At 70.3% G+C, this 12,829-nt stretch carries 9 protein-coding genes; 3 read left to right on the top strand and 6 right to left on the bottom strand.

Annotated elements, in window-relative coordinates; genetic code table 11:
• Positions 1 to 276 precede the first annotated feature (276 nt).
• The 3 genes from LOZ83_RS21805 to LOZ83_RS21795 form a co-directional block, all read right to left on the bottom strand.
• On the bottom strand, positions 277 to 498 hold the full coding sequence (locus LOZ83_RS21805) for a DUF5703 family protein (RefSeq protein ID WP_236792929.1): 222 nt from the start codon (positions 496 to 498) through the stop codon (positions 277 to 279).
• Positions 495 to 1,487 (bottom strand): YncE family protein, encoded by a 993-nt coding sequence (locus LOZ83_RS21800; protein WP_236792928.1) that lies wholly within the window; start codon positions 1,485 to 1,487, stop codon positions 495 to 497. The genes LOZ83_RS21805 and LOZ83_RS21800 overlap by 4 nt, the downstream gene beginning before the upstream one ends.
• A 90-nt stretch (positions 1,488 to 1,577) precedes the next feature.
• Positions 1,578 to 2,537, bottom strand: coding sequence for an aldo/keto reductase (locus LOZ83_RS21795; RefSeq protein ID WP_236792927.1), 960 nt, complete (start codon positions 2,535 to 2,537; stop codon positions 1,578 to 1,580).
• Positions 2,538 to 2,652: 115 nt separating this feature from the next.
• Here LOZ83_RS21795 and LOZ83_RS21790 point away from each other — a divergent pair, with 115 nt between their 5' ends.
• From LOZ83_RS21790 to LOZ83_RS21780, 3 genes are read left to right on the top strand one after another with little or no spacing between them, the layout of a single operon-like run.
• Complete coding sequence (locus LOZ83_RS21790) at positions 2,653 to 3,489, top strand: undecaprenyl-diphosphate phosphatase (protein WP_236792926.1); 837 nt, start codon at positions 2,653 to 2,655, stop codon at positions 3,487 to 3,489.
• Positions 3,490 to 3,511: 22 nt separating this feature from the next.
• Positions 3,512 to 4,222 carry a histidine phosphatase family protein gene (locus LOZ83_RS21785; protein ID WP_236792925.1) on the top strand — a complete coding sequence of 237 codons (711 nt, stop codon included), beginning with the start codon at positions 3,512 to 3,514 and terminating at the stop codon, positions 4,220 to 4,222.
• A complete protein-coding gene (locus LOZ83_RS21780) occupies positions 4,219 to 6,273 on the top strand; it encodes a M3 family metallopeptidase (RefSeq protein ID WP_236792924.1) in 2,055 nt (684 codons plus the stop codon). Before LOZ83_RS21785 ends, LOZ83_RS21780 begins: the two co-directional genes overlap by 4 nt.
• A gap of 429 nt (positions 6,274 to 6,702) precedes the next feature.
• Here the strand turns inward: LOZ83_RS21780 and LOZ83_RS21775 are convergent, their stop codons facing one another.
• The 3 genes from LOZ83_RS21775 to LOZ83_RS21765 are packed head-to-tail and all read right to left on the bottom strand — an operon-like array spanning position 6,703 to position 12,814.
• Positions 6,703 to 7,692, bottom strand: coding sequence for a malate dehydrogenase (locus LOZ83_RS21775; protein ID WP_236792923.1), 990 nt, complete (start codon positions 7,690 to 7,692; stop codon positions 6,703 to 6,705).
• Positions 7,689 to 9,848 carry an FUSC family protein gene (locus LOZ83_RS21770; RefSeq protein WP_236792922.1) on the bottom strand — a complete coding sequence of 720 codons (2,160 nt, stop codon included), beginning with the start codon at positions 9,846 to 9,848 and terminating at the stop codon, positions 7,689 to 7,691. Before LOZ83_RS21770 ends, LOZ83_RS21775 begins: the two co-directional genes overlap by 4 nt.
• Entirely contained in the window at positions 9,848 to 12,814 is a 2,967-nt protein-coding gene (locus LOZ83_RS21765; RefSeq protein ID WP_236792921.1) for a GH92 family glycosyl hydrolase, read from the bottom strand. The genes LOZ83_RS21770 and LOZ83_RS21765 overlap by 1 nt, the downstream gene beginning before the upstream one ends.
• Between the last annotated feature and the right edge of the window lie 15 nt (positions 12,815 to 12,829).

Below are 12,829 nucleotides of genomic sequence, written 5' to 3'. Positions count from 1 at the left end.
CGTCCACCCTTGACACGACGTGCCAACCGCTAGGGCGGCTTTCTATCGGGGTTGGGGGGAGGTGGGTGGGCTGCTCTGGTGGTTACGTTTCGTTGCCGGGTTTCGGCTGCCGGGTGCCAGGTGATCGGCGTGTTTGCTTGTCGCGCGGGCGTGTTTGCTGGCTGCGTCGGTGTGTTTGCCCGCTGTGTCGGTGAGTTTGCCCGCTGCGCGGGTGAGTTTGCCCGTGGCGCGCCCGAGTTGGCCTGCGGCGCGTGGGGTGTGTGTGGGGCGCGAGCGTTACGACGCCAGGTATCCGACGTCAGCCGGGCGGCGTTTGCGGCGGAGCCAGACGCGCCTCGAGCCGTCGGAGTACAGGCGCACCGTGGAAAGCTCCCAGCCCGCGAACTCGGCGTGGATGGACAGCTGGGTCGCGGCCGCGCGCCGGGACAGGCCCGGCGGCAATTGCAGCCGCCGGTACTCCCAGTCTGCGTCGACCACCGCCTCGGGTGTGTTGATCATGGTTGGATCACCTGGATTCCTTCTCCCGTGGCCGACCCGACATAGACCTTGCCGGTCCGGTCGTCGACGGCCACCGAGTTCGGCTGGCGCACGGTGGGGAACCGGAACTTCTCGACCGGCTCACCGCCGCGTACGTCGAAAGCCACGACCTCGTTACTTCCAGTCAGTGTCACCCACGCCAGATGGCGCGGCGCGTCATAGGCGATGCCGTAGATCCCACCCGGCACCGGATACATCTGCCGCAGCAGCAACGGATCCGTGGAGAACGCCAGCAGCGCACCGCCCCGCGTGTCCGTCACCAGCACACGCCCGAACGAGTCAGCGACGAGGTTCGTGGCCCCGTCACCCGCGCGCAGGCCTTCGTCGACAGAACCGCCGTCCACGTCGACCAGGAAAACCGCATTGCGCAGCCGGTCCAGCAGCACCGTCTTGCTCCCGCTGCGCGCGAGCTCGTCCGCGCTGTACAAACCGCCGCTGATGGACCTGAGCAGCTTCCCGTCCTGATACACGTCGACAGCCTTGCGGTCCCGCACCGCGACCACGGTCCGCCCACCGTCGCCGATCGCGTCCGCCGGCTGACCGGGCACAGCGACCGTGGTTTGCCCGCCCGCCAACGAAATGCTCGCGACTTCACCCTTTCCGGGCATGCTCGCCAACACCGTGCCGCCGCCGATGCTCAGGTGCTCGACCGGGCCCGGCACGCTCACACGCCCGGGCGTGCCGGAAGGATCGTCGAGCCGGTACAGCAGCACCGCGGGCGGCTCGTCCAGCGCGACGGCCAGCACCCGGCTCGCCGGGTCGGCCGCCAGCGCCGTCACGTGGCCGGCGGGCAGGACCGTTCCCGCAGGTGAAGCCGTGGGCGCGGGGGACAGGGCCGCGGTCGCGGCCACCGGATCGGCGACGATCTGCAGCGCGTCGTCACCCTTGCCGGAGTCGGACGAGCAGGCGCTCACCAGCAGCGTGCACGCCACCGGCAACGCCACCGCCATTGTGGACCTCCGCACCCGACCTCCGGACTTCCCGACCGGCCCCAGCATCCTCCACAATGCCCGCCACGTCACGTGTGTGTCACCTGCTCGTCATTTGGGCCACCGCTCCGGGTAACCGAACTGGACCGCGCTCACATCGTCGAGCGCGGCTTTGATGGCACTGGGCAGCACGATCTCCTCGGCCGCCAGCGAGCCCGTGAGCTGCCCGGTGTCGCGTGCGCCGACCACCGGCGCGATCACCCCGGGACGGTCCCGCACCCACGCGAGCGCGACCGCGAGCGGCGACGTGCCGAGACCGTCCGCCGCGGTCGAGACGGCTTCGACGATCCGGGCCGCCCGCTCGGTGCGGTGCTGCTCCACGTATCCGGCGTACGCGGGGGACGCGCCGCGCGAGTCGGCGGGGGTGCCGGTGCGGTACTTGCCGGTCAGCACACCGCGGCCGAGCGGCGCCCACGGAAGCAACCCGATCCCGTGATGCGCGGCGGCCGGCATGACCTCGCGCTCGATCCTGCGCTCGACCAGGGAGTACTCGGCCTGCGCGGAGACCAGCGAACCGCTCGTCGCGGCGGCGGTCGCGAGCTGCCAGCCGCAGTAGTTCGACATCCCGGCATAGCGGACCTTGCCGGTGTTGATCGCGTACTCGACCGTCGAGAGCGTCTCCTCCAGCGGCACGGTCTGGTCCCAGGAGTGCAGCTGCCACAGGTCGAGGTGGTCGACGCCGAGCCGCCGCAGCGAGCCGTCGAGCGCCGACAGGAGCGCGCCCCGGGAGGCGCCGCCGCCGAACGGGCCGTCGGTGCGCCGGGCCACCGCCTTCGTCGCGAGCACGACGTCGTCCCGCGGCACCAGATCGGCGAGCAGCCCGCCGAGGATCCGCTCGGCCTCGCCGTCGGCGTAGACGTCCGCGGTGTCCACGAGGGTGCCCCCGGCGTCGACGAACGCGACCAGCTGGCTCGCGGCCTCCTCGGCGTCCGTCTCGCCGCCCCAGCTCATGGTGCCCAGCGCCATCCGGGAGACGCGGAGTCCCGACCTGCCCAGTTGCCGCTTCTCCATGCCACAGAGAGTAACCGCCGGCCGCGGGAGTCGGCCCGACGCCTCCGCGATCATCGCGACCGATACCCTTCCGCACCGTGCAAAACAGACTTATAGCGCCAAGGGGCCGGTGATCATGAGCTGGTTCGAAGCGCTCGTCCTCGGCCTCGTCCAAGGCCTGACCGAGTTCCTCCCGATCTCCTCGAGCGCGCACCTGCGCATCACGGCGGCACTGGCCGGCTGGGAGGATCCCGGCGCCGCGTTCACCGCGGTCATCCAGATCGGCACCGAGCTGGCGGTGATCATCTACTTCGCCGGCAAGATCGGCCGCATCATCCGGGCCTGGTTCTTCTCGATCTTCCGCAGCGAGTGGCGGGCCGACCCGGACGCGCGGATGGGCTGGCTGGTGATCATCGGCTCGATCCCGATCATCGTGCTGGGCCTGCTGTTCCAGGACGACATCCACACGACGTTCCGCGACCTGCGGATCACCGCGACCGTGCTGATCGTGTTCGGCATCATCCTGGCGATCGCGGACCGGATCGGCACCCAGCAGCGCACCCTGGACCAGCTGACCGTGCCGCACGGCCTCGGTTACGGGTTCGCGCAGGCGCTGGCGCTGGTGCCGGGCGTGTCGCGCTCGGGCGGGACGATCACCGGCGGCCTCTTCCTCGGCTACACCCGCGCCGACGCCACCGAGTACTCGTTCCTGCTGGCGGTGCCCGCCGTGCTCGGCTCGGGCTTCTACGAGGTCAGCAAGATCGGCGGCGAGAACAGCCCCCAGTGGGGCCCGACGATCCTGGCGACGATCGTGTCGTTCGGCGTCGGCTACGCGGTGATCGCCTGGCTGATGCGGTTCATCAAGACGCGCAGCTACCTGCCGTTCGTGATCTACCGCATCGCGCTGGGTATCGCGCTGTTCGTGCTCATCGGCACCGGGACGCTCGATCCCAAGGCGGGACCGGCCTTCTAGCCGGTCACGTAATGTGGCGGCCGTGGCAACAGTGATCCTCCTGCGGCACGGCCGCTCGACCGCCAACGGTTCGGGTGTGCTGGCCGGCCGGACCCCCAAGGTGGGACTCGACGAAACCGGCCGCGGCCAGGCACAGGCGCTGACCGAGCGGCTCGCCGGCGTGCCGCTGGCCGAGGCCGTCGTGTCGCCCATGCTGCGCTGCAAGCAGACCGTGGCGCCGCTGCTGGACGCACGGGGGCTCGGCCGCACGGTCGAGCCCCGGCTGTCCGAAGTGGACTATGGCGAGTGGACCGGCAGGGAGCTCAAGACCCTGTTCAAGGAACCGCTGTGGCGGGTGGTGCAGGCGCACCCGTCCGCGGCGGTGTTCCCCGGCGGCGAGGGGCTCGCGGCGATGCAGGCGCGAGCGGTCACCGCCGTCCGCGAGCACGACGCGCGGATCACCGCGGCGCACGGCGAGCACGCCGTGTGGTTGCTGTGCAGCCACGGCGACGTGCTCAAGTCGATCCTCGCCGACGCGCTGGGCCAGCACCTCGACGCGTTCCAGCGGATCGTGGTGGACCCGGCGTCGATCTCGGTCGTGCGCTACACCGAGACTCGGCCATTCGTGGTACGCGTCAACGACCACGGCTCGGATTTCCGCGGAGTGGTGCCCGAACCGCCGAAGCGCGGTAGGAAGAAGTCATCCTCCGATGCCGAGGTCGGCGGATCGACTGGACGAAAGGGCCGCGCGTGACTGAGCTTGCACCGGACAACCCGTTCGCGACGCCGAGCGAACTGCCCTACGGGCTGCCGCCGTTCGACCGCGTCTCCGACGAGCACTACGCGCCGGCGTTCGAGACCGGCCTGGCCGAGCACACGCGCGAGGTCGAGGCCATCGCGGCCAACCCCGAGCCCGCGACGTTCGACAACACCGTGGTCGCTCTGGAACGGTCCGGCCGCCTGCTTTCGCGGGTGGCTTCGGTGTTCTTCAACCTCACCTCGTCCGACACCAATCCGGTGCTGCAGGACCTGCAGGCCGGGATCGCGCCGAAACTCGCCGCGCACCACGACGCGATCCACCTGAACCCTCGCCTGTACGCGAGGATCCGGGAGCTGTTCGAAAGCCGCGAATCCCTGGGGCTGGATCCCGAATCGGCCTGGCTGCTGGAGCGCGTGCACACGGACTTCCAGCGTGCCGGTGCGGGGCTGGGCGAGGCCGAGCAGGCGCGGCTGCGCGAGCTCAACGAGGAACTGTCCACTTTGAGCACCCGGTTCCAGGAGAACCTGTTGCGCGACACCAATGATCTGGCTGTCGTGGTCGGCGATGCGGCCGAGCTGGCCGGCCTGTCGGCGGACGCCGTCGCGGCGGCGAAGGAGGCCGCGGGCTCGCGCGGGGTGGACGGATACCTGCTGAGCCTGAGCCTGCCGACGTCCCAGCCGCTGCTGACCTCACTGGAGAACCGTGGCCTGCGGGAGCGGCTGTTCCGCGCGTCGACCGCGCGCGGGAATCGCGGCAACGACAACGACAACAGCGCGGTGCTGACCCGGATCGCGACGCTGCGGGCGGAGCGCGCGACGCTGCTCGGCTATCCGCACCACGCGGCCTATGTGATCTCCGACGAGACCGCGCGGACCTCACAGGCCGCGGTCGGCCTGCTGGAACGGCTCGCGCCCGCCGCGGTCGCCAACGCCAAGCGGGATGCCGGGGAGCTGCAACGGTATCTGGAGCAGGACTTCCCGGGCGCGATGCTCCAGCCGTGGGACTGGGCGTTCTACGGCGAGCGGGTCCGCAAGGCGCGCTACGACATCGACGAGGCGACGCTCCGGCCGTACTTCGAGCTGGACCGGGTGGTGCGGGACGGGGTTTTCTTCGCCGCGAACCGGTTGTACGGGCTGAGCTTCACCGAACGGCACGATCTGCCGGTCTATCACCCCGAGGTGCGGGTGTTCGAGGTGTTCGACGCGGACGGTTCGCCGCTCGGCGTGTTCCTCGGCGACTACTACACGCGTGACTCGAAACGCGGCGGCGCGTGGATGAACACCTTCGTGGACCAGTCGGAACTGCTGGGCGAGTGGCCGGTGGTGGTGAACAACCTCAACATCTCGCGCCCGCCCGCGGGCGAGCCGACGCTGCTCAGCTACGACGAGGTCATCACGCTGTTCCACGAGTTCGGGCACGCGCTGCACGCGCTGATGTCGGCGGTGCGGTACCCGGCGTTCTCGGGGGCGAACGTGCCGCGGGACTTCGTCGAATATCCGTCGCAGGTCAACGAGATGTGGATGCTGTGGCCGGAGGTGCTGGCGAACTATGCGAAGCACCACGAGACGGGGGAGCCGCTGCCGGAGCGTGTGGTGGCGCGGCTGGAGGAGTCGGCGCAGTACGGGCAGGGCTACTCGACGACGGAGTACCTCGCGGCGGCGCTACTGGACCAGGCGTGGCACGGTCTCACGGCGGACGACGACATCGGTGATGTGGGGCGCTTCGAGTCGGCCGCGCTGGAGAAGGCCGGGGTGGCGCTGCACGTGGTGCCGCCGCGGTACCGCAGCACGTACTTCGCGCATGTGTTCAGTGGCGGCTATTCGGCGGGGTACTACTCGTACATCTGGAGCGAGGTGCTCGACGCCGACACGGTCGAGTGGTTCCGCGAGAACGGCGGCCTGACCAGGGCGAACGGCGACCACTTCCGCCGCGAGCTGCTCAGCCGCGGCGGCAGCCTGGACTCGATGGCCGCGTTCAGGACCTTCCGCGGCCGCGACCCGGAGATCACCCCGCTCCTGACGCGCCGAGGCCTCACCGGCGCCTGACGGACCGTCGAACTCGCCGTCTGCAGTGTCGGACTCGCGCGCACCCCGGCGAGTCCGACAGTCACGCGCGCGAGTCCGACACTCAGGACGGCGAATCGTGCATCGGAGACGATGAGTTCGACGCCACGGCCCCAAAGGGTGCGGCCGTTACACCCGCCCCCGGTGCGCAACGAGGTCCGGCCCCGCCACGAGCCGGGCCTGTGAGCCGACACCGTCCACCACGAACGTCGGACTCGGCGCCACGAACGTCGGACTCGGCGCCACGAACGTCGGACTCGGCGCCACGAACGTCGGACTCGGGGTCGGGAGTGTGGGGGGGGGCGGGGGGGGCGGGGGGGGGGGCCGCCCCGAACGTCGGACTCGGGGTCGGGAGTGCCGGACCCGCCGGGTGAAGGGCGAGTCCGACACTCAGGACCGCGAGTTCTGCACTCAGATCAGGCCGAGCTGCTGGACCGCGTCGCGCTCCTCGGACAGTTCCGCCACCGAGGCGTCGATCTTGCCTCGCGAGAAGGCGTCGATCTCCAGGCCCTGCACGATCTCCCACTTACCGTTCCGGGTGGTCACCGGGAACGACGAGATCAGGCCCTCCGGCACGCCGTACGAACCGTCCGACGGCACCGCCATCGAGGTCCAGTCGCCCTCGGCGGTTCCGTTCACCCAGGTGTACACGTGGTCGATCGCGGCCGACGCGGCGGACGCGGCCGAGGACGCGCCCCGGGCCTCGATGATCGCCGCACCGCGCTTGGCCACGGTCGGGATGAACTCCGACTCCAGCCACGCCTGGTCGCCGACCGCCTCGGCGGCGTTCTTGCCGGACACCTCGGCGTGGAACAGGTCCGGGTACTGGGTCGCCGAGTGGTTGCCCCAGATGGTCAGCTTCTTGATCTCGGACACCGCCACCCCGAGCTTCTTCGCCAGCTGCGCGGTCGCGCGGTTGTGGTCGAGGCGGGTCATCGCGGTGAACCGCTCGGCGGGCACGTCGCCCGCGTTGGCCTGCGCGATGAGCGCGTTGGTGTTGGCCGGGTTCCCGACCACCAGCACCTTGATGTCGTCGGCGGCACCGGCCGCGATCGCCTCGCCCTGCGGCTTGAAGATCCCGCCGTTGGCCTCCAGCAGATCGCCGCGCTCCATGCCCTTCGACCGCGGCCGCGCACCCACCAGCAGCGCGACGTTCGTGCCCGAGAAGGCCTGCTTCGGGTCGTCGAAGATATCGGTGCCGGCCAGCAGCGGGAACGCCCCGTCCTCCAGTTCCATCGCGGTGCCCTCGGCCGCCTTGACCGCCTGCGGGATCTCCAGCAACCGCAGCCGCACCGGGGTGTCCGGGCCGAGCAGCTGACCGGACGCGATGCGGAACAGCAGCGCGTAGCCGATCTGGCCGGCGGCGCCGGTGACGGTGACGTTGACGGGGGCTTGAGTCATGGCGTACTCCTGCGGACGTTCGCTTCGCTTGTGTTCGTGACTCTATCGGCCGCTGCCTGCGGCGATGCGGTGCGTCGCCCCACACCCGGCTTGACCGATTCCGCGGCCGGGACCTCGAAAACCCGCCCGAGCGCGATAACGCCCTCGTCAAGGCGCCCGAAGCTGCGCAGCACGGACCGGACCTGGCTGCCGTCGGAGCCGGCCGTGACAGGTGTCTCAGTGTCGCGGTCCAGTTTTTGCTGCGTGCCACCGTCGAGTGACTCGCCGAGCACCTCGACGTTGTGCGTGATCCGGTCGACCAGTTCGGTGAGCCGCTCGTCGCCGGCGAGCAGGCCGGGCTCGGCGCGCGCGGCGATGTGCCGGACCCGGAACGCCATCCGGTCGAGGGTGGTCAGCACGTACGAGCCGTAGCTGCGGCGGCTGGACAGGCTGATCGGGTGGGTCAGCGGTTCGGCGGTGGTCCGGACCTGTTCGATCGCGCGGTCCAGCTCCCGGGACAGCTCGATGATGTTGACGTTCTCGTGCCCGGACAGCAGCACCTCGGCCTGGTCGAGGAACTCGTGCAGCTTCGTCAGCACCGTGTCCAGGTCGCCGCGCAGCACCGTGCGGGTGCGCACCGGCAGCACCGCGATCGCGGCGAGGATGCCCGCGGTGGCGCCGACCGCGGTCTCGGCGACCCGCAGCCACAGCACGTCGACGGTGAACGTGCCGAGCATGCTGTAGAGCAGGCCGAGCATGCAGGTGATGAAGAACGACATCACCAGCTGCGACACGCGCGCGGTGTAGACGACGCAGAACACGCACACCAGGATCAGCACGACGGTGAGCGTGAGGTCGCCGGTGACCAGCAGCGCGAGCAGCAGGCCGCCGAAGATCCCGGCGATCGTGCCGGCGACTCGCCGGAAGCCCTTCACGAAGGTGGCGCCGGTGGTCGAGGTGTTGAGGAACACGACGAACACCGTCAGCACGGCCCAGTACCAGCGCTGGTGTGAGACGAGTTCGCCGCCGAGCACCGCCAGCGCCCCGCCGATGACGGCCTGCAGCGCGGCGCGCGTCTGATTGTCGAACGCCAGCAACGGTTTCTTCGCCGGTTCGGGCTCGTCGGGTTGTTCGGCCTCGGCGGAGTAGTCGTGCTCGGCGATCCGCTGCGCGTTGACGTCGGCCAGCGCCAGCTCGGCGATCGCGCGCCGCAGCTCGTCGCCGGGCGCGGCCTTCTCGCCGAGCCGGCTGCCGCTGACGAGCATCCTGCTGAACTGGTCGGTGTCGCTGATCACCGGCAGCTCACGCGGGTCGTGCTCGATCAGCGACTCGAACCGCAGCAGGTTGCCGACCAGCTCGTCACGGACCCCGTCCGGCAGCTGTTCGGTGTTGGTCCGCCGGGCAATGTGCGACAGCCACTGCGCGGCCAGCTCGACCTCGATCGCGCGCCGCCGCAACAGGTCCGACGCGGGCGGGTCGAGCACGTCGTCGATGGCGTCGTCGATCATCAGCACCGCTTCGTGCAACCGGGAGTCCGCGCGCGCCAGCTGGTTGCGCCGCCGTTCACTGCCCCCGCTGGCGAGATACGCGGCCGCGGCGGCCGCGTGCCGGCCGAGCCTGGCCCGGAACGCGCCGCGGATGCGCACCAGCTCGCGTCTCGGGTTGCGGCGCAGCACCACGAAGCGCATGACGGCGCCGGCGGCGATCCCGATCGCGAGCGCCTCCAGGTACGGCGGCAGCTGGTCGAAGTGGATCTGCAGGAACATCGCGAAGAAGAACATGAAGAACCCGAGCGCGCCGAGCGCCGGGCCGCGTGGCGCGAACCGCTGCGCGTACACCGCCACGAAGATCAGCAGGATGAACAGCACGCTGTCCAGTGGCGGGCGGGTGATACCGAGCGAGGCGACGGTGAGCGTCGCCGCGCCCGCGCAGAACGCCAGCACCAGGGTGATCGCCTGCGCGCGCTCGGTCCGGTCGTTGACGGTGAACGCCGACTGCATGGCCGCGATCGCGGCGACCAGGATTGTCGGGATGGGGCGGCCGAGCAGGCCGAGCACGACGATCGCGAGCACGATGCCGCCGACGGCGAGCAACGCCAGCCGCAACCGGAGCAGCCCGGGATCGGCCGCGACGAGGCGGTCGCGCAGCCGCTCGAACGTCGTCCGCAGCGTGTCCATCAGCCCTCACCGGCCAGCAGTTCCCATTGCGCCAGCGACAGTTTTCGCTTGGTCGACGCGGTGAAGCGCAGCCGGTAGCGCGCGTGCGCCGCGGGCCGGGCGAGCGCGAACGGTCTGGTCTGACGCGGCCACGGGAAAGTCTCGTCCGTGCGGCGGTCCAGCTCGGACCAGCGCTGCCCGTCATCGGACCCTTCGAGGATCCACGACGTGGGTGCGCCACCGGTGCCGGAGGTCAGCGTGTAGATCTCCACCGGCCGCGGCGGACCGTCCACTGTGTACTCGATGGCGGGGGTCGCGCTGTCGAAGGTGATCTGGGTCCGGCTGGTGTCATCGAACAGCGCGGCGAGGTCCGGGCGGGCGTGCCCGGCGAGGTCGGTCAGCGGGCGCGGCGGGTGTTCGCCTTCGGTGAGCGAGGGCGGGGGAGTGCCCCAGCCGGACGGCTGCTCGCCGAGCGTGAACTCCAGCGTCGCGCCCGCGGTCAGCACGTCGTGGGAGATCCAGGACTCCTCGTGCGGCGTGCCGTTCACGCGCAGGTCCTGGACGTACGGCCCACTTCCGGTGGCCGTGATCACCAGCCGCTTCCCGTTCTCCAGCGCGATCTCCGCGCGCGGGAAGAGCGGCGCGCCCAGCACATATACGGGGCTGCCGACCGAAAGGGGATACAGGCCGAGCGACGCGAAGACGTACCACGCGGACATCTCGCCGTTGTCCTCGTCACCGGGGTAGCCCTGCCCGATCTCGCTGCCGAGGTAGCACCGGGTGAGCACCTCGCGGACCACGGCCTGTGCCTTCGCGGGCGCGCCCGCGAAGGCGTACATCCACGGGATGTGGTGCGAGGGCTGGTTCGAATGCCCGTACTGGCCGAGCCGGACGTCCCGCGCCTCGGTCATCTCGTGGATGACGCCACGGTAGGACCCGGTGTTGAGCCCGGTCTCGGGCGTGGCGAAGAAAGTGTCCAGTTTGGACTCGAGTGCGGCGCGTCCGCCGAACAGGTTCGCGAGGCCGTTTCCGTCGTGTGGCACGGAAAACGCCATGTTCCAGCCGTCGGTCTCGGTGTAGTCGGAGCCCCAGCGCGCCGGATCGTACTTGTCGGGCGCCCAGCGCCAGCGGCCGTCGCGGTGGCGGCCCTGGAAGAAGCTGATGCGCTCGTCGAAATGGTGGACGTAGTGCAGGGCGCGCTGGCGGAAGTACTTCGCCTCACCGGGTTTTCCCAATGCCTGCGCCAGGTTCGCCAGCCCGAAGTCGTTGACGCACGCCTCCAGCGCCCACGAAAGGCCTTCGGGTGTCGTCAGCGGCGTGTAGCCGAGGAAGATCGACTCGGTCAGGCCCTTGCGGCCGACCGCACGGTTCGGCGCAGCGACGGTCGCGTTCTTCAGCGCCGCCTCGTGTGCGGCGTGCACATCGAACCCGCGCACCCCTTTCAGGTAGGCGTCGGCGAAGGCGACGTCCGAGCTGGTGCCGGTCATCAGATCCGCGTAGCCGGGGGAGGACCACCGCGCGATCCACCCGCCTTCGCGGTACTGCTGCACGAATCCCTCGATCAGCTCGCCGCACCGGCCCGGCGTGAGCAGGGCGTAGGCGGGCCACGTCGTGCGATACGTATCCCAGAACCCGTTGTTGACCGACATCGGCCCGTCGACGACCTTCGCGCCGGTGCGCTTCCGGGTGCTCGGCCACCGGCGGCGCACCACCGGGCTCGCGTGCCTGCGCCCGGACGGCGTCTCCTCATGCGCGGAGTTCGGGTAGAGGAAAAGGCGATACAGACAGGAATAGAAGGTGGTCAGCTGGTCCTCGGTCGCGCCGTCGAGCTCGATCCGGCCCAGCAGGTCCTGCCACGCTTGCCGGGCGTTGTCCCGCACCTGCTCGAAGGTCGTGCCGGCGGGGATTTCCGCGTCGAGGTTCAGTTTCGCCTGCTTCAGGCTGATCAACGAGGTCGCGATGCGCAACGAGACGGTTGACGTGTCGAACGCGAGCCCCTTGCCGTCCCGCCGGCCCGGGCGGTCGAAGGTGCCGTACACGAACATCCGCCGTGCCCCGGCGGAAAGCCCGCTGCGCACCGACGTGTATCCCGTGACCTCGCCGGTTTTCGCGTCGACCCGGACACCGCCCTTCTTGCACGAGAACCGCACGACGGCCTTGTCAGGAAAGGCGAACCGGAACAACGCCGCGTGATCCGCCGGCGCCAGGTCCACCGCGAGTCCGCCGTCGAACCGCACGCCGTAGTGATACGGGCGATCGGTCTCGTGCTCGTGCCCGAACGCGAGGTCGCCCTCGGGCACGATGAGGAAGGTGTGCCGGTCGCCCATCCACGGGCTGGGCTGGTGGCTCAGCGCGAACCCGGCCAGCCGCGTCCGGTTCGCGTCGTCGTTGCGGCGGTGGTACTCGTACAGCCAGGTGGTCGAGGACGCGTCGGTCACCGGGGTCCAGAAGTTGAACCCGTGCGGCACGGCCGTTGCCGGAAAAGTGTTGCCACGCGAGAACTCTCCGCTGGAATGGGTGCCGCGCGTGGTGCGCACCCGGTCGACAGGATCCTGCCGCCGCGGGGGCCGGTCGGCGATGCGGACGTCGTCGAGCCAGCCCGTCGCGTCCGGCCCGTCGAGGACGATCGCCCGCACGGTCCGGCCCGACGGGACCGGCCGCCGCACGAGATTCCACTGGTTCGGGTACAACGTCTTGGGGTCGAGCGTGCCCGGCAGGCCGCTGCCGTCGTCGAGTTCGGCGTCCACCGCGATCGACAGGCCGTCCTCCGGAAAGACCACATAGGACAGTTCGGTGTGCTCACCGGCCGGAACGTCCACGTCGAACAGCCGGGCCCGGCGCGGTCGCTCGTACCGCAGGGCCCGCAGCCCGGTGAAGCCGGCGCCGGCCTTCGCTGTCGGCGACCGCGAAGGCCCGGTGCCGACCGCACCGGCCAGCGGGACGGGGTCCCCTTCTTCGAAGGACGAGTGGAACCGGTCGGCAGTCACCTGCCCACCGTAACC

The sequence above is a fragment of the Amycolatopsis sp. GM8 genome, from assembly GCF_021653975.1.
GTDB lineage: Bacteria > Actinomycetota > Actinomycetes > Mycobacteriales > Pseudonocardiaceae > Amycolatopsis_E.
The sequence above is the reverse complement of the archived record's forward strand: the minus strand, read 5'-3'. Positions and strand labels throughout refer to the sequence as shown.